This window comes from Bacteroidota bacterium, from assembly GCA_041658205.1.
In the GTDB taxonomy this organism is placed as follows: domain Bacteria; phylum Bacteroidota; class Ignavibacteria; order UBA10030; family UBA8401; genus UBA8401.
Genome location: JBBAAO010000001.1, coordinates 569,772 through 588,455 on the forward strand (window position 1 = coordinate 569,772; position 18,684 = coordinate 588,455).

Genomic DNA, 18,684 nt, shown 5'->3' on the forward strand with positions numbered 1-18,684 from the left:
ATTACTTTCCAAGTTTTGTGTAAATGACGGCGGATAAAACAGTGCCTACAGATTCTAAACTTTCCGGACTGCATTTGTCCGGAGTGTCTTGCGTTGTATGCCAGTGCGGATATTGAAAATCGATGATGTCGATAGTTGGAATGCCGACTTCGTTTAATGCGATGTGGTCATCGGAAATAGCTTCTCCGGGAATTCGGATGAATTGTGTTGCGTGAACTTCTTCCGCTGTGGACCATACGATATCTAACAATTGGGGAGCACTTCGCATTGAGTTTTGTTCAAGAGGTATTTGCAGGTCTTTGTCCCCAACCATATCCAATAAGATTCCAAATTGAGGAGTATACGCGGGATCTTTTGTCTTTGCAAAATATTTTGCGCCGAGGAAATAGAGATCGGTGTTTCCGTCCTTTCTTGAGTCACCGTAATCTTCGCCATCAACAAGTAAAATATCAACACCGATTGGAGGAGGTGTTGCCTTAAAAAGTCGGGCAAGTTCCAACAATACTGCGACCCCGCTTGCGCCATCATTTGCGCCGATGATAGGTTTAGAATGATTTGCCGGATCAGCATCCTCTTCGGCACGAGGACGGGTATCCCAATGGGCGATTAATAAAATACGTTGGGTAGCAAGTAGATTAAATTGAGCAAAAATATTTGTCAGAAATAACGATTCGTTATACCCTTTTTGATTGAATTGCTGAAGTTTTACGTTGTCGGCAAATTTTTTCAGCTCACTCTCTAAAAAAAACAGGCACTTTTTATGTCCGTCAGAATTAGGATTGCGTGGACCGAAATCCGTTTGCACTTTCAAATAACTAAATGCTTTATTGCCGTCAAATGCCGGAAATTTTTTTTGCATGGTCTGTTTTGACTGTTGCTGAGAAGAGGGCTGTTCCTGTTGCTTTTGTTCGCACGAGCCGAAACTTAATATCAGGAGAGAAAAAATAATGAATTCGTTTTTTTGAATAAATGAACGTAACTCTGAATGCATCTTAGTAAATTCTCATTGGTATTGAACAGTTGTTTTACTATCTTGTTGAAGAATATAATAAATTTAATCTTAAATGCCCTTACGAAAAGCTATCTATTGGAGTATCTTCTGGATTGCGCTGTCACTTTCGTTTAATGTAGTAATTTACTACACTCACGGTCAGCAAAAAGCCCTCGAATTTCTCACCGGTTATATCATTGAAAAATCACTTTCAGTCGATAATCTGTTTGTGTTCCTCATTGTATTCACCATCTTTGGAGTCGAGTTACGGGATCAACGCCGGGTTCTCAACTACGGCATTGTTGGTGTTATTATCCTTCGCGGCATTCTCATTATATTAGGCGCAACATTGGTGGAACAGTTCCATTGGATTCTCTATTTCTTTGGGGCAATGTTAATATATGCGGGATATCGAGTTATCTATGGAGAGGATGCTAAAATTGAACCGGAAAAGAACCTTGCAGTAAAACTGTTCCGGAAGATCATACCGGTGAATAATAGCTATCATGGACACAGCTTTTTCATTAGACAAGCTGGTAAAACCTTTGCCACTCCGCTTTTTGTGTGTCTTTTAGTGATTGAGACAACAGATGTGGTTTTTGCAATAGACTCTATCCCGGCTATTTTTGCCATTACAACGGATACGTTTATCATTCTTACTTCCAATCTTATGGCGGTATTAGGACTCCGTTCTCTGTATTTCGTATTGGCTGAAGTTCATGCTTCATTTGTCTATGTTAAATATGGTGTCGGTGTAGTTTTAGCTTTTGTCGGTGTAAAAATGATAATTGTGGACTTTTTTAAGATTGATACTGTCGTTTCCTTATCTATTATCCTATCAATTCTAACGATTTCTGTTATTCTTTCCTACTTCAAAAATCGTAACCCATCAACATAAACATTAGAATTATTTAATTTGCCTCATAACCCCTTTATTGGGTACCTTTAAACAGTTTTTAGAGTGGTCACGGCTATTTTAAAAACATTGAAAAAACACCCTCTGAATATCGGGGGAATTTCTCAACAATTTGAGGGGATAATGAGAAAGATTCTGTTCAATACTTTCTGGTTTGTGCCAATGGTGATTTTTGGTTGTTTCGATGGCTCATTTTCAGCAAAGTCTGATAAGATCTTTATTCAGGAAGAAGTCAGAACAAAACTTGACCAAAAATCCTTAGCAATTCTGAATAAATATGGTAAGACGATACGCTACTATTCCGAACGATATGGGATAGATTGGCGATTGGTTGTAGCTGTCATCAAAGTAGAATCGAGATTTGATCATTCTGCTGAAAGCCATAGAGGTGCAAAAGGTTTCATGCAAATTATGCCTGCTACACAGACCGAAATTGCTGAAAAATTCGGACTGGAAAGCGAAGCATTTGATGATCCGCATGGTAATATCCGCGGAGGCATTTTCTATCTGGCAAGACTCTACAAACAGTTCGGAGATGATGGATTGAGTGAAGAAAACAGAGTTAAATTTACACTTGCTGCATACAATGCAGGTTCCGGTAGGGTAAATGATGCTCAAAAGATGGCTGAATATGTCAATGATAACCCTAAAGAATGGAAATCTGTAAAAAACTCCCTTTCTTTATTATCAAAAAAATACTCATCATTACATAAATTTGTATGGGAAGAGAAAAAACCTACAAACGGCTATTTCAAAGGTTGGAAAGAAACATCAAATTATGTTGAATCGGTAATAACTTACTACGATGAATATAGAAAGGTCTTTGATAAAAAGGCTTAAGTAGTAATAAATAAAAATCAAATAAAAAGGGACGCATTATGCGTCCCTTTTTATTTGTAAAAATATTATGAAGCTTTTATGAAAGGAGGACAGCGGCTGAAATTACAGTCGTCCACTTTCCGTCTTTATCGCCCTCAGCAGATTGGGTAACATTAAACGTTTTAAGGATCTTTCCGCTCATTTTAAAGTGCTTTTCACGCTCATCCCAAGCAACATTAGGGTCAAATTCAAGCCCTAGAGTCGTTGCCAACATGGTGGCGGCTAGGTCTTCAGCATATTCACCTGCTTTTTCTTCCGTTTCGCCAAAAGGATGATGCTCAGAAAGGTAACCGTATTGAGAATCGTCAGCAGCCATTGCAACACCAATGGAGGATGCTACTAGTCGATTAGGCTCATTTGTGGCGTTTCTTGCCATAACACAAAATGTCACTTGTCCTGGTTCAAGTACTTTTAATCCGTCGGCAACGGAGATGCGTTTACACTTTGGGGGATAGATGCTGGATACGGTTACAAGATTGCATTTTTCAATGCCGGCGTTACGTAAGGCAAGTTCGAATGACTGCAGATAATCTTTGTGTCTGCCGACGCCTTTGGTGAAGAACATTTTGGCTGGGACGAATGACAACGTCTCATCTCCTTTTGTGGTTGGTGAATAAAAGTATTATGGTATTTTTGATTTATAAAAAAAATTCGTCATAGATCATCCGTAAAATGTGTGTTGTGATCGTTTGATGTGATGCGAAATATACAGATTGTTCTAAAAAATGCAAACAAAAATATTGTTAAAATTACTTTAGATTCAAGACGGAATGATCTTGAGAAATTTTCGTTTTCCCACTTTAATGATCTTCGGTTCTGTCAGTTGGACATCAATTTTGGAGTCTGTAATTTTTTCATTATTGATCGTCACGCCGCCTTGTTCAATCAGCCGTCGAGCTTCGCCTTTCGAAGGAACAAGTTTCGTGTCGGTCAAAAGCTGCAAGATGTTTACGGAATCTCCTTTTGATCCAAAATTCATCTCTTCAATGATATCGGGAAGATCCTTCTTTACGAAGATTCTGTCGAATTCATCTTCTGCCGCTTGTGCCGCTTCTTTATCATGATATAACGTAACGATTTCTTTTGCTAAACGACGTTTCGTATTTCGTGGATCGTTTTCGATTGCCGATTTGATTTCCGCTAGTTGCGAATTTGGAATGTTCGTTGCCAGCACAAAAAAATCATACATCAATCTATCAGGAATGGAAAGTGTTTTGCCAAAAATCTCGCGGGGTGAATCACTGATACCAATATAATTATCAAGCGACTTGCTCATTTTTTCAATACCATCTGTTCCCGGAAGGATGGGCATTGTTAAAATAACCTGTGCGTCCTTTCCGAACTCGCGCTGGATTGAACGGCCGACAAGCAGATTGAATTTTTGATCCGTGCCGCCCAGTTCCACATCACTTTCGATTGCAACAGAATCCATCGCTTGCGCAAGGGGATAGAGAAACTCGTGAAGCGAGATAGGTTCTTCTTTATTGAACCGTGTATGGAAATCTTCCCGCTCCAGCATCTGTGAAACTGTATATTTACTCGTTAGCTTAATCACATCTGCAAAACTCATTTTCCCTAGCCACTCAGAATTGTAAATCATTTTGACATTCTTGTCGGATAAAATTTTCTTTGCCTGGTCAAAATAACTTTCGCCGTTCTTTCGAGTCTCTTCAAGTGTTAGGGAAGGACGCGTTTTGCTTTTTCCCGATGGGTCTCCAATCATCCCGGTGAAATCTCCCACAATAAGAATTGCTGTATGTCCTAAGTCTTGAAACTGACGAAGTTTACGAAGTACAACAGAATGTCCCAAATGAAGATCCGGACGGCTTGGATCGCACCCGAGTTTAACATTCATCGGCTTGTTGGTTTTGATCGATTTTTCAATTTTCTGAACGAGGTCTGCTTCGGGGATGATCTCCGAAACGCCTCGTTTAATTAGGTCCATCTGTTCGTTAAGTGAAGGAAATGGCATGTTCAGTTTTTATGATAGATAGTGCTGTGAGTAATGTATACTTATGAATTTCGTCGCATTTCGCGTTCAACATCGCGTTCTTTTATCGATTCCCGTTTGTCGTGTAATTTTTTACCTTTGGCAATTCCGAGTTGTACTTTGGCATTTCCTTTTTTAAAGTACAATTTCAACGGCACCAACGTTAATCCTTTTTCATTCGTTTTCACGTTAAGTTTCGCAATTTCGCTTTTATTCAGCAGCAATTTCCGTGTTCGGATAGGGTCATGATTGAATTGGTTTGCCTGTTCGTATGGACTGATATGCATATTTATCAGCCACACTTCGCCATTCTTGATTAAAGCATAACTGTCCTGCAGATTGGCTTTTCCGGCACGCAATGATTTTACTTCTGAGCCTTTTAAAACAATTCCTGCCTCGTACGAATCGAGAATTTCATACTCAAAGCGTGCGCGGCGGTTGGAAATTGATGCATGTTCTTCTTTTTGTTTTTCCATTGTTCGTTCATGAAATTACAGAAAACCTTTCCTATTTACAATAGAATCGAACGATAAATCAATCTTGGAAAAACAAACAATGTGCGTTATCTTCTACTATATCCACAGTCCGCACACTGAAATCTAAACTCTCAAACATCATCCATGAAGCATACTGAATCCATTCTTATTCTCGACTTTGGCTCCCAATTTACACAACTCATTGCGCGACGCATACGCGAACTGAATGTGTATTGCGAGATTCATCCGTTCAATGTTCCATTCGATAAAATCTCTACCTTTCATCCAAAAGGAATTATTTTTTCCGGAGGTCCATCAAGCGTCTATGCGACTGATGCTCCGATTCCCGATGCAAGAATTTACGAAATGAATCTTCCGATTTTAGGAGTTTGTTACGGGTTGCAGCTAATCGCTTTTCAAAATGGCGGAGAAGTAAATAAAGCACCAAGACGCGAATTTGGTCGGGCTCAGTTATTGATGGATGATCATACCGATATTTTTAGGAGTCTCGGAGCTCAGACGGAAGTGTGGATGAGTCACGGCGATGAGGTGACCAAAATGCCCGTAGGGTATGAAAAGATCGCTCATTCAGAAAACGCTGGGATTTGTGCGATCCGAAATTCTCAAAAAAAAATTTATGGAATTCAATTCCATCCGGAAGTTGTACATACCACCGAAGGGAAAAAAGTTCTCTCCAATTTTGTTAAAGACATTTGCGGCTGTTCTGGTAACTGGAATGCTGAATCGTTCATCGAAAATACCATCGCCGATATTCGTTCAAAAGTTGGGAATAAAAAAGTTCTCTGCGCATTGAGCGGTGGAGTAGATTCATCTGTTGCGGCAGTGTTACTGCATAAAGCAATTGGGGATCAGTTGTTCTGTATTCATATTGACAACGGTCTGATGCGTCGCGGTGAAAGCGCGCAAGTGATTAAAACATTTCGGGACGAATATCATATTGCTCTCGATTTTGTTGACGGAACGGAGATCTTTCTTACGCGCCTGAAAGGGGTGATCGAACCCGAACAAAAAAGAAAGATTATCGGCAAAACCTTTATTGATATTTTTGAGGAAGAGGCGAAAAAGGTTTCCGGGGCAGAGTTTTTGGCTCAAGGGACTTTGTATCCTGATGTGATCGAATCTGTTTCTTTCAAAGGTCCTTCGCAGACAATCAAAACGCATCACAATGTCGGTGGTCTTCCTGAAAAAATGAACCTTAAATTGATTGAACCGTTCCGAGAATTATTTAAGGACGAAGTTCGGGAGGTTGGCCGAAAGCTTGGATTATCCGATAATTTAATTGATCGTCACCCTTTTCCCGGACCGGGGCTTGCCATTCGTATTCTTGGCGAAATTACAAGAGAACGACTGGAGATACTCCGCAGCGCCGATGATATCTTTATAGGTGAATTACGAAATCAAAATCTTTATAATGCTACCTGGCAGGCGTTTGCCGTTTTGCTTCCTGTGCAGTCTGTTGGCGTTATGGGTGACGAACGGACGTATGAAAATACCGTAGCAATTCGAGCTGTAACAAGTGTTGACGGAATGACTGCTGATTGGGCGCACTTACCTTATACGTTTCTTGCTGATGTTTCCAACAGAATCATCAATGAAGTGCGTGGCATTAACCGTGTTGTCTATGATATTAGTTCAAAACCTCCTGCCACCATTGAATGGGAGTAATTCTTTTTTATGATTGAGCTTAAACATCTGCGAAAAACATTCGGATCATTTGTCGCTGTTGATGATGTATCACTTTCCATTCCTTCGGGAGAATTTTTCGGATTCCTCGGACCTAACGGTGCGGGAAAAACGACGACAATAAAGATGATGACAGGATTGTTTTCCCCTTCGTCAGGACAAATCGTCATCAACGGTTTTGATGTTGTTCAACAGCCGTTAGAAGCAAAAGCGACATTTGGATATATCCCTGATCATCCATACTTGTATGATAAACTGACAGGCCGCGAGTTTATTTATTACATGGGTGGGTTGTACAAAATGGAAAAGAACGATCTGAAAGAAAATGTAGAGCGTGTGATCGATCTTTTGGAATTAGCGAGTTGGGTTGATAAAAAGACGGAGGATTATTCACAAGGGATGCGTCAACGTGTAACATTCGCCGCAGCGTTTGTTCATAAACCGAAGACCATCATCATTGATGAACCGATGGTCGGTCTTGATCCGCGGAGTGCAAGAATTGTGAAGGATTCATTGAAGCAGCAGTCAAAGGATGGCTCATCAATTTTCATGTCCACACATATCTTAGAAATGGCGGAAGAATTGTGCGACAGGATAGGGATTATTAATAAAAGCAAAATTATTTTTCTCGACACACGGGAAAACCTGCATTTGCATAAGACCAAATATGATGGAAATCTTGAATCAGTATTTCTCGAATTGACGAAAGAAGAAGACGAGAAGTGATAACCTTTCTTCACATACTGTGGTTTAAGAATCTGATGTTTTGGAAAGTATCTTCAAAACAAGATTTTGGAATGGTTATACGAAATATTGGTTCATTCATCGTATTTGGTTCGTTTGCGGTAGGAGCGTTTTATTTTTCCAATTTCATCACGGCCTATTTACTGGAAAATGTCCGGATTGGATTGTTCCTGTTTCACCGATTTGTTGGAATGCTATTGTTTGTGTTTTTTGTGACAATCAATCTCGGAAACATGGTTGTCTCCTTTTCCACATTGTATCGCACTCCCGAAGTGCATTTTCTTTTAACGTCCCCTGTTTCGTATCTCAATATATTTGTCATCAAATTTTTGGATAATTTTTTTTATAGTTCCGGCACTCTTTTTATGGTCGGATTTTCTGTGTTGCTGGGATACGGAATCTATTTTAATCTGCCGTGGCATTTCTATCTGTTGATGATGTTTGGCGTCTTGGTGCCGTTTATGTTTTTGGCGGCATGTATCGCAGTTATCGTCTTATTATTATTGATGAAACTTGCTTCGAAGTTTAACTTTCGTTTGTTGGTTGGAGGGATCGTTCTCTTTTATATAGGGCAGATCTATTTTTATTTTCAAATTTCAAGTCCGGTACATCTCGTTCGGGAAGTGATGAAATACTATCCCTATGTTGATCTTTATTTCGGGACGCTTGATCCGACGGTCGTAAAACTGCTCCCGAATTTTTGGGTTTCAGAGATTATGTATTTCTATGTCACAAATAATTTTAGGGCTGTTACGGGATATACGGCGTTGCTTGTTCTTTCCACGGCTGGCCTGTTTGTATTTGCGCTGGCCATTGCCAATGCAATGTTTTATTCTACCTGGATTACGTCTCTTTCCATAAGATCAATGACGGTAAAGTCGCTTGAATTGAAAAATTCTCTTTTTAGTTTTGGCAAAGTGTCTTTTTTCTCTCCTCAGGAGGAAGTGATATTGAAAAAGGAATTTTGGCAGTTTCTTCGTGAACCTAGTCAATGGATTCACTTTGCGGTAATGATGGCGCTGTTGCTGATTTTTCTTTCGAGTGTCAGCACCTTAAATATTAAATTGGAAACCCCTGAATTACGTGCAGTTGTTTACCTTGTTGTTTTTATTTTCAATATTTTCCTTATCAATTCAATGGCATTACGTTTTGGCTTTCCTATGATGAGTTTGGAGGGAAATGCGTATTGGACTATACGAAGCACACCCATTACAACGGCGCGAGTGTATTGGATAAAATTTGCTGTCGTGGTAACGTTTCTTGGTTTGTTAAGCATATTCATTTCATGGCTTTCCAATATTCCGTATCTCTATATACGAAAAGTGGTCGGAGACCATCCCTGGATGTTTTCTTACAGCGAACCAAGCGATCTGGTAAAACTTCTTGCGTATTGTTCTATGGTTGTAACGCCGCTCATTACGATTACATTGGTCAGTTTGAATTTTGGACTTGGATCCGTCTATTCTAATTTTATCGAAAAAAATCCTATCCGGATTGCCTCATCACAAGGAGCTACGATGACATTTTTGTTGAGTGTTGTGTATCTGGTGCTGCTGCTTGCGGTGTATTATTTCCCTGCAACAATGCTCTTCACAGCCGAAATGAAGGAACTACAGCCGGACTGGCGGATGCTGCAAATTGTCTTTGTAGCAATTCTCTTTCCATCCATTGTGATCACCGCAGTGTCTCATGTTATTGGTATCCGTTCATTACGAAGAGATTATTGATGAAATTATTTTCCTGTTTTGTGTTAATGATTGTTTCGCTCCTTTCTGCGCAAGAGCAGGAGGTCTATTTCAATCAACTTGCCGAAGAGTATTTCTTATTGGGTATGCGTCAATATTCCCAAAAGGATTACAAACCAGCATCACAATCATTCCAGCGATCTATTGAAAGTTTTCCGATGAATCATCGAATAACAGCAGCCATGGTGATGGAAGCAAAATCGGAATATGCGTTGAAGAATTATCCCCATGCTTCCGAATTATGTGATTCTATTCTGGCGAAATTTCCCGCATCACTCTATAGAGAAGACGTATTGTTTACCCGAGGAATGTGTTACTATAATCAAGGCGATATCCTGCGTGCATTTAGTGAGATGATCCAGACATTTTCCATTGCTCAGCAACGGATGAATAAGGAACACTCTTACAGAGTGATCGAGAATCTTGCATCAGAATATTTTACTGAGCAGCAGGTTGAATCTGCTATTACAGATTCTACACAGCCGGAATTGAAAAATCTGTTCTTGGTGATTCTTGCTGAAAAATATTTTCAAGCAGGAAATAATGATGAGGCAAAATCCCGCATCAATCGCATCGATCATTCGTTAGCCGATCAAATGCTACAGTATCGAATCAATCGTCTTCTTTCGCAGATTGAGAAGGGAAATCTTATACGGATTGGAGTATTGCTCCCGTTGCAGAAATCATCGGCAATTGAAACACGGGAGAAAAAAATTGCTGCCGAAGTTCTGGAGGGAATTCAACTAGCGATAAGCGATTATGAAGAACGTATGACTCCGGGCCAAGTTTCCATGGAATTGGATGTTCAGGATTCCGAAAAGGACTCGGCAAAAATCTATACTATCATTTCTGCATGGTCGGAAAATAGTAATATTATTGGAATCATTGGTCCCGTGTTCAGCAATGAAACAATGGCCGCAGCAAAGATCGCGCAGGAATATTCTATCCCAATCATTTCACCAACGGCAACGGATGAAGGAATTTCATCGCTGGGGAAATTTGTTTTTCAGGCGAATTCAACAAACGGAGCAAAGGGAAAGACGATGGCGCAGTATGCTGTTAATATTCTCGGGGTAAAGAATATTGCAGTGTTAAGCTCTGCCGTTCAATCTTCCGCCATTCAGACGGATTCGTTTATTGTTGAGGCAAAACGTCTTGGGGCAAATATTGTTATCGACAGGAGATTTAAAAGAAATGAATCGGATCTCCGTTCATACATTCGTGCAATACGAATGGAAGCGGTTAACCTTCGACCGGATTATGTGATTGACTTAAAAGGGAAGATCAATGTTGGAGAAATAACACGAAAACTTGTGTCTGCGGACGTTAAATTTTCTTATATCGATTCTGTTATAGCGTCAACAGGTCTATTTAATTTGACTCCATTTTTTGGCAGCAATGCAAAGACCATTGCGGATTCATTGAAACTGCCCGCAAAAAGAACGCTGAGGTATGTTGATAGTTTACGATATCCTGTTTCTGCAATCGATCTGATTTATTCTTCAATTTCCAATGGACATGAAATCGGTGTCTTAACATCGCAGCTGACATTTTACAATATCAAAGCAATACTTCTAGGCTCTGGTGATTGGAATGATGCGAACGAACTTGATTTGAATAAACGATATGCTGATGGTGTTATTTTTGGAGCAGATCGCTGGATTGAACGTAAAGATCAGACAACTGCACTCTATTCAAAATATTCACAAAAATACGGGAAACAGATATCCGACAATGTTTTGTTTGGATATGATGCAATGTCGATGCTCATCAAACAGTTCAGCCAAGGTGCATTATCGCGAGAACAACTTTCGGAAGCACTTGGTACTGTTGTTGAATTTGCAGGGATCAGGAATGCGATTACCTTAAAAGCAGATAGGGTGAATACTGCGCTGCATATGTTACAATTTAAGAATGGCGCAGTATCAAAATTACAAACCTATTCAGCGCACTGAACATGCCTCGCACAAAAATCAATGAACCACCTATTCGATATTCCACCATTAAGGAATGGCCCGAAGACGAACGCCCGCGCGAAAAATTGATGAAGCATGGTGCCGCTTCGCTTTCGGATTCTGAACTTCTAGCAATTTTGATTAATATTGGTACGGAAAATATCTCGGCGGTGGATGTTGCCAAAAAACTCATCCATGAATACAAATCCCTCAGAAATATCGGTTCACTCTCTGTCGCAGATCTTAAACAAAAAAAGAACAAAGGGATCGGAACGGCAAAAGCTGTGACGATTGTGGCGGCGTTCGAACTTGCCAGAAGGTTCACTTGGAAAGAGACAGAGTTGGATAAACCGATCCAATCTCCGGGAGATATTCAGAAGCGATTCGGATCTCAGCTGCGGGATTTAAAGCAGGAAGTCTTTATGGTTATTAGCTTAACCAGTTCGAACAAGATCATTCAGGATCGTATCATCACGAAAGGTTTGCTTAATTCGTCGTTGACGCATCCTCGTGAAGTTTTTCGCGAAGCTATTTTGGATAATGCCGCCAGTGTCATTTTATTGCATAACCATCCCAGTGGAAATCTGGAACCGAGTCGAGAAGATATTTCCATCACCAAACAGATTGTAGAGGCAGGGAAAATCATCGGTATTTCGGTGCACGATCATATCATCATCGGCGGGGACGGATATACGAGTTTGATGGAACGCGGGTTGATGTAATGCCTGCCATTGGGTTATTGACGAATAATGATGAAACATATCTTTGAAGACAAAACATTTAAGGGAATCAACTTTTCTCGGAAGGGATTTGTGAAAGGTGAATATGAAAACTGTTCCTTTGAAAATTGCCTCTTTTTGAAAACTGATTTGGCAAATGTTAATTTTATAGATTGTACATTTCATGGATGTGATCTTAGTTTAGCAAAAATAACGGATTCAGTCTTTCGAGACAATATTTTCAAAGAATGTAAGCTTTCAGGATTACAGTTCGAACAGTGCAATAAAATTCTGTTTTCTGCCGATTTTGAAGAATGTATCCTTAACCTTTCCAGTTTTAATAAGCTCAGTCTAAAAAAAACGAAATTTAAAAATTGTTCTCTCCAAGAAGTTGATTTTAGTGAATGTGATTTGAGCGAATCACTGTTTGATAACTGTAACCTTATGAGAGCAAAATTTGAAAGAACTGTATTGGTTAAGGCAGATTTTCGAACTTCGTATAATTATTCGATTGATCCAGAAATAAATCGTATTAAGAAAGCGAAATTTTCAACGACTGGAATTGTTGGTTTATTGCATAAATACGATATTGAAATAGAATAAAAACAAATCGTGATTTCATCCGATGTGAATGATTTGACAGTGAAAATTCAATGAGTAGCAAATATGATAAAAAAAATTAGCCATATTGGTGTAGCTGTAAAGAATCTTGGAATATCATCCGATCTTTTTTCAAAATTGTTTGAACAACCCTCACCGCATACTGAAACGGTGGCCGAACAAAAAGCAACGATCACATTTTTTCCTGTCGGAGAGAGTTCGATAGAACTTATTGAATCAACTTCGGAAGATTCTTCCATTTCAAAGTTTATCGAAAAACGGGGTGAAGGGATTCATCACATCTGCTTGGAAGTGGAAAATATAAAATCTGAAATTGAGCGGTTGAAAAAACACAATTTTCAGTTTATGAGTGATGTCCCTTCTGCCGGTGGAGATGGATATTGGGTTGCATTTATCCATCCAAAATCCGCAAACGGAGTTTTGATTGAGCTGTGTGAGAAAATGCAATAGAGAATGCGTTTAATCTCTTAAGGGTCTAATTCCCTCTACGAGGTCGTAGACCCACCGCTTGCGGCGTCATTCTGGCGAAAGTCTACAAAGTGATGCCTTCGGCACCGGAATCCGAAAGGCGGGACATGACAAGATTCCTCGCGGCTTGCCGCGAGGATATTCATTAACTTTAAATGGTTTTGTGTTGTCGATTCGAACGCAGCCCGAAGGGGTACCTGAGAAATCTCTTTTCGAGATTCCTCGTCCACCTTTAGTGGATTCGGAATGACAATGATGTGGATTTTGTTCGTTTGTAACTCTCAGCAGTATTAGAAGTCATCTCAAAAACACAAAAACAACGGTCTGAATCCCGATGTTGTTTATCGGGATGAACCTGCTTGCCGCACCGAAGTGTCCTTTGGACAGGCAGGAAATCTGAAAATAGTATCAGATTCTTCGCTGCGCTTAGTATAAAAACATCAAAGGCTTGCTCAGAATGGCAATAGTTTCATTCTTGAGATGGGTTGTACATAAAAATTCAAAAACATGCCACCAACTTACGAAAACAGACAAAAAGAATTTGAACAATTACCCCAAAAAGGTGATGAAATTTTTTTTTTGTGGCAAAAAATCATAAACGCTAAGTAGTTACGTTTGTTTTTAAAAATACGTATTAATGGAAAACACACCAATCCAAATATCGTTTGTTGATAAGTTCGACCTTCAGGATAAGTTGGATAACCTGCCAGTAAGTCCCGGTGTGTATCAATTTAAGAATAAAGAAGCGGTGATTTTGTACGTTGGGAAAGCAGTCAATCTACGCAACCGCGTGCGCCAGTATTTCCATCATTCACGCAATCATGAACCACGTATTGCGTCCATGGTGTCGAAGATCTCTGATCTTGAGATCATCACCACAGATTCCGAGGTGGAAGCGCTGATCCTGGAAGCAAATCTCATTAAACTTCACAAACCCCGATACAACGTCAATCTGAAAGACGATAAATCGTATCCTTACATTGTTGTGACAAACGAACCGTACCCGCGCGTATTTGTCACCCGCAGAATCAAACGTGACGGCTCACGGTATTTTGGTCCGTACACAGATGTGAACACCATGCGCGCTGCGCTGAAGACGGTCAGAGATATCTTTATGATTCGCAGCTGCAATTTCTTCATTGATGAAGAATTTATTGCAAAGAAAAAAACGCGAGTCTGTCTGGATTACCACATAAAAAAATGTGAAGGCCCATGCGAAGGCCTAGTGTCAAGCGAACGATATAATACTATGATCGCCAATGTTGAACAAGTATTGAATGGGAAAGTGACTTTTGTTTTGGAATCACTTGAGAAACAGATGCGGACCTCGGCGGAACAATTAAAATTTGAAGAGGCTTCCTATTTCCGCGATCGGATGAAAGAATTAGAAATCTATTCATCCAAACAAAAGGTAGTTGATGTTGAATTGCGAGACAGGGATATCGTTGCCGTTGCCACGGAGGATGACGATGCGTGCGGAGTAATCTTTAAGATTCGTGAAGGAAAAGTGATCGGGCGTCAGCATTATTATATGAATGGTGTGGAAGGGAAGACAGATAGTGAGATATTGGAAACACTTGTGCAACGGTACTATTTGGAAGCGATCGATGTTCCCAAAGAGATCATTCTTTCTTTCGATATTGAATCACGAACGGTGATTGAACAATGGCTTACGCTTCGTCGCAGCGGTGGTGTATCGTTTGTATTTCCCGAAGGAGGAGAACTTTCCAAACTGATAGCAATGTGTAAGAACAACGCAAAATTTCTTCTGGACGAATTAAAATTGCAAAAATTAAAGCAGAAAGATTTTATTCCGGCGGCAGTCCGTTCGTTACAGCGCGATCTGAGAATGCAAAAACCGCCACGCAGGATTGAGTGTTTCGATATTTCCCATTTTCAAGGGACAGAAACCGTTGCCTCCATGGTTGTGTTTGTAGATGGCAAACCGAAAAAAAGCGAATATCGAAAGTTCAAGATCAAAACAGTCGCTCCTGCCGATGTGAACGACTTTGCAAGCATGAAAGAAGTTATCTACCGTCGATACAAACGCGTTTTAGATGAAGCAATGGAATTGCCGGAATTGATTATGGTTGATGGCGGGAAAGGGCAGCTTTCCAGCGCACTTGAATCACTGAAAGAGTTACACCTTGAACAACATCCTATTATCAGCTTAGCAAAGCGGTTGGAAGAAGTTTTCGTTCCGCTCCAAAGTGATCCGCTTCCAATACCCAAATCATCATCGGCGCTCCGATTGTTACAGCAAGTGAGAGATGAGGCACACCGGTTCGCCATAACGTTCCACCGTTCATTGCGGGATAAGCGTACGCTTCAGACAGAATTGGATTTGATTGAAGGAATTGGAAAAAAAAGGGCGAAAGAACTGCTGGAAGCCTTTGGTTCTGTGCAAGGTGTTAAGTTTGCGACGGTAGAACAACTGGGTGAAGTCGTCGGAGAAAAAACTACACAAAAAATACAGGAATATTTTGATACTGATGCGATTCCAGTTGAACAACATCCCTCGGAAAACTCGTAATAGATTTCCTTCCCCATGGATTTTTCATGTAATTTTTCTTTGTTTTTCAGGGCTATTTCGGTTATCTTTAATTTTACAAACATGAAAATTTTCGAAATTTCACAATATTGCAGTAAGGAGTTGTAAGGCAGTATGGCTATAATGTCAAGAATGCGAAACAATATGCCGATTATTCTTGTCGGTTTGGTTGTTGTTTTTATCATTACCATCGTATTTGAGTGGGGTATGGATTACCTCGGTATGTCGCGTCAAAGCGATACGATTGGTGTGATTGACGGCAAAAAAATTTCATATCAAGAATTTTCAGATCTGGTACGTCAACAGTCGGAACAGTATAAAAAGCAGTCAAATCAGGATCCTGATGAGAACATGCTGCGACAGATTCGAGAACAGGTTTGGAATAATCTTGTAACGCAGTCCTTACTTGAACGCGAAACCAAACGTGCTGGCATCACGGTGACCGATCAAGAAATTATTGACTGGGTCCGTGGCGAAAATCCTCCGGAATTCCTGGTTGATCAATTTCGTGATTCAACAAAACAATTTCGACGCGATGCATATGATCAGGCTCTGAATGATCCCCGCAATAAACAGGTCTGGATTCAAGTGGAAGGTGCTTTGCGTCAACAGCGCCTTGCCGAAAAAATGCAGTCCGTGGTTTTTGCTTCAGTCCGTGCCACCGATGGCGAAGTGCGTGATCGATACATCGATCAAAACATGAAGGCAAATGTGCAGTATGCATTTTTTGATCCGGATAAATATGTTGCCGATAATTCGGTTATGCTTACCGACGACGATATGAAAAAAGTGTACAACGAAAATACCGATGAATTCAAACAACCTGCAATGCGGAAATTAAAGTATGTTTTTTTCAGTGATCAGCCCTCCTCAAGAGACTCTGCTGAAGTGCTGAATGAAATTAACAGCATTCTTGCTCGTGTGAAATCCGGAATTGATTTCATGGAAGTTCAAAAAGATTATTCTGAAACCTCACCGCAACCGTCGTTCTTTAAACACGGCGAATTGACACAGGAAAAGGAAACATCTATTTTCTCATCAAAAGTAAGGGATGTTGTCGGTCCTGTTTCGGATTTTGAAGGTGCGCACATTTTCAAAGTGTTGGAAGAAAAGAAAAGCAATGATGCATTTGTAAAAGCACGTCATATTCTTTTGAATGCAGGTTCGCCTGAACAGGAAACTTCCGCGAAGAAACTTGCCGGCGAATTAATGGCTCGCGCTCATCGTGGTGAAGATTTTGCGTCCCTTGCCCGTCAATATTCAACGGAACCCGCTGCTGCAACATCCGGCGGAGATCTTGGATGGTTCGGAAAAGGAAGAATGGTAAAGGAATTTGAAACGGCTGCGTTGGCTGGACGTCCCGGACAAATCCTCGGACCAGTGAAAACTCAATTCGGAATCCATATCATTAAAATTGAAGGCCGTGATTCCCGCGAATTGAAAGTTGCCACAATCACAATCCCGATTAAAGCAAGTTCCTCCACGCGTGAAGAGGCATTCCAGCGCGCACAAGATTTTGCCTACATTGCAAAAAAAGGAAATTTTGAAAAGGATGCGGAATCTGCAGGATTGAAAGTTCTTGAGTCAACAGAGTTTGCAAAAGGTGCGTACATTCCTGGTCTTGGACAATTTGAATCGATCAACAAATTTGCTTTCCAAAATGATCTTGGAGATATCAGCGACGCTTATCAAGTGAATAACGGCTATGCTGTCGTAAAAATTTCCGAAGTGAAAAAAGAGGGAATTCGCCCATTTGATGAAGTGAAAGAATCTCTCCGCGGTCGTGCATTACGTGAAAAGAAGATGTCTCAATTGAAAGATATTGTTACACAAAAATATTCTTCCATTGGACAAAATGGTGATTTGATGTCTCTATCATCTGACGCGAATGTTTCCATTCAAACAACCGGAGATTTTACATTTGGCGGCGGCATTCCAACCATTGGCCGTGAATATGCTTTTAGCGGCGCAGCAAAGAATGGACAAACTGGAACAGTCCTTCCCCCAGTCGAAGGAAAACGCGGTTTTTATTTGATGAAAATTTTGAGCAAATCCCCGTTTGATTCGGTAGGTTTCCAATCGATGAAAAATATGCTTTCAACACAAATGGTCACAGAAAAACGCCAACGTGTGTTGACGCAATGGCTTGAGAAACTTAAAGAAACGACTGATATTGAAGATAATCGAGATACCTTCTATCGTTAAATGTTTTTTGCGAGGGTGAATGAAGAAATTAGTTCTGCTGCATATACTGTTGATTGGTGTACTTGCTGCGAATGAACGAAATTTTTCCTTGTCGTTGAAAGGTTCATTCACCACCAGCACCAGGTTTTTGTACAATATCGATCGTCCTAATTCATACAGCGAAGAACGAACGCTGACCTCGAATCTGGGATACGGAATGGACGTTCGATGGAATATTTTGTGGGACCGGTTCTATCTCGGTTTTTCCGTTGAGAAAGTCGGGGGACTCGATCTGGTTCACGTCTATTATTTGCAGAGTGATATCCCGATTCCGTTTCAAGAGGGATTTGAACTGACAGCGATGGAATTGAGCGGATACTATGTTGTTCCGATCAGCAGTGAACGGATACGGTTTTATCTTGGTGGGGGATTTGGGACGTACGACGGCGACAGGAATTTTTCCATAGCCAAAGTGAGAGCAGCGACAATTTCGTCCCTATCGTATTTTGGAATACATGTGATGACCGGGATTGATTATCAGTTGTTCGCGCGTATTGGTCTGCGGTTTGAAATTAAGTTCCGTGACCCGCATTTCGATGTTACAACAAAGTTTGATCAAACCGCTGCCGATTATCAAGGCAAAAAAATTCAACTCCCTCAAGGAGAATATGTTACAAAGATCAATCTGTTCGGTGTTAACTACGCCGGTGGGTTGGTCATCACGTTATAATTGTAATTTTA

At 40.4% G+C, this 18,684-nt stretch carries 16 protein-coding genes; 12 read left to right on the forward strand and 4 right to left on the reverse strand.

The annotated features are described in order from the left end of the window. Position 1: 1 nt before the first annotated feature. Positions 2-859, reverse strand: coding sequence for a M28 family peptidase (locus WDA22_02235; protein MFA5832271.1), 858 nt, complete (start codon positions 857-859; stop codon positions 2-4). 205 nt (positions 860-1,064) lie between these two features. Between WDA22_02235 and WDA22_02240 the strand changes: the two genes are divergently transcribed. Beyond that, positions 1,065-1,889, forward strand: coding sequence for a TerC/Alx family metal homeostasis membrane protein (locus WDA22_02240; GenBank protein ID MFA5832272.1), 825 nt, complete (start codon positions 1,065-1,067; stop codon positions 1,887-1,889). 141 nt (positions 1,890-2,030) lie between these two features. After that, a complete protein-coding gene (locus tag WDA22_02245; protein MFA5832273.1) occupies positions 2,031-2,747 on the forward strand; it encodes a transglycosylase SLT domain-containing protein in 717 nt (238 codons plus the stop codon). A 76-nt stretch (positions 2,748-2,823) separates the two neighbouring features. Here WDA22_02245 and WDA22_02250 read toward each other — a convergent pair whose 3' ends face one another. From WDA22_02250 to smpB, 3 genes are all read right to left on the reverse strand, one after another. After that, the gene (locus tag WDA22_02250; protein ID MFA5832274.1) at positions 2,824-3,372 is read right to left on the reverse strand and encodes an arginine decarboxylase, pyruvoyl-dependent; all 549 of its coding nucleotides are present in this window, start codon (positions 3,370-3,372) and stop codon (positions 2,824-2,826) included. Positions 3,373-3,546: 174 nt separating this feature from the next. Then, complete coding sequence (gene tyrS, locus WDA22_02255) at positions 3,547-4,758, reverse strand: tyrosine--tRNA ligase (protein MFA5832275.1); 1,212 nt, start codon at positions 4,756-4,758, stop codon at positions 3,547-3,549. A gap of 41 nt (positions 4,759-4,799) precedes the next feature. Continuing rightward, positions 4,800-5,252: an SsrA-binding protein SmpB gene (gene smpB / locus WDA22_02260; GenBank protein MFA5832276.1), complete on the reverse strand. Its 453-nt coding sequence runs from the start codon at positions 5,250-5,252 to the stop codon at positions 4,800-4,802. 144 nt (positions 5,253-5,396) lie between these two features. On the opposite strand from smpB, the gene guaA reads away from it, so the two are divergent. The 10 genes from guaA (at position 5,397) to WDA22_02310 (ending at position 18,673) form a co-directional block, all read left to right on the forward strand. Next, entirely contained in the window at positions 5,397-6,938 is a 1,542-nt protein-coding gene (guaA, locus tag WDA22_02265) for a glutamine-hydrolyzing GMP synthase (protein ID MFA5832277.1), read from the forward strand. A 9-nt stretch (positions 6,939-6,947) separates the two neighbouring features. After that, positions 6,948-7,682, forward strand: coding sequence for an ABC transporter ATP-binding protein (locus WDA22_02270; protein ID MFA5832278.1), 735 nt, complete (start codon positions 6,948-6,950; stop codon positions 7,680-7,682). Further along, positions 7,679-9,427 (forward strand): hypothetical protein, encoded by a 1,749-nt coding sequence (locus WDA22_02275; protein MFA5832279.1) that lies wholly within the window; start codon positions 7,679-7,681, stop codon positions 9,425-9,427. Before WDA22_02270 ends, WDA22_02275 begins: the two co-directional genes overlap by 4 nt. Then, on the forward strand, positions 9,427-11,400 hold the full coding sequence (locus tag WDA22_02280) for an ABC transporter substrate-binding protein (GenBank protein ID MFA5832280.1): 1,974 nt from the start codon (positions 9,427-9,429) through the stop codon (positions 11,398-11,400). The genes WDA22_02275 and WDA22_02280 overlap by 1 nt, the downstream gene beginning before the upstream one ends. A gap of 2 nt (positions 11,401-11,402) precedes the next feature. Further along, positions 11,403-12,122, forward strand: a complete 720-nt coding sequence (gene radC, locus WDA22_02285) for a DNA repair protein RadC (protein ID MFA5832281.1) — start codon at positions 11,403-11,405, stop codon at positions 12,120-12,122. Positions 12,123-12,152: 30 nt separating this feature from the next. After that, a complete protein-coding gene (locus tag WDA22_02290) occupies positions 12,153-12,722 on the forward strand; it encodes a pentapeptide repeat-containing protein (GenBank protein MFA5832282.1) in 570 nt (189 codons plus the stop codon). A 63-nt stretch (positions 12,723-12,785) separates the two neighbouring features. Next, positions 12,786-13,190, forward strand: coding sequence for a methylmalonyl-CoA epimerase (gene mce / locus WDA22_02295; protein MFA5832283.1), 405 nt, complete (start codon positions 12,786-12,788; stop codon positions 13,188-13,190). 655 nt (positions 13,191-13,845) lie between these two features. Continuing rightward, positions 13,846-15,741, forward strand: a complete 1,896-nt coding sequence (gene uvrC / locus WDA22_02300) for an excinuclease ABC subunit UvrC (protein ID MFA5832284.1) — start codon at positions 13,846-13,848, stop codon at positions 15,739-15,741. Between the two features lie 132 nt (positions 15,742-15,873). Next, positions 15,874-17,964 carry a peptidylprolyl isomerase gene (locus WDA22_02305; protein ID MFA5832285.1) on the forward strand — a complete coding sequence of 697 codons (2,091 nt, stop codon included), beginning with the start codon at positions 15,874-15,876 and terminating at the stop codon, positions 17,962-17,964. Between the two features lie 19 nt (positions 17,965-17,983). Then, positions 17,984-18,673, forward strand: coding sequence for a hypothetical protein (locus WDA22_02310; GenBank protein MFA5832286.1), 690 nt, complete (start codon positions 17,984-17,986; stop codon positions 18,671-18,673). The last annotated feature ends 11 nt before the right edge of the window (positions 18,674-18,684 follow it).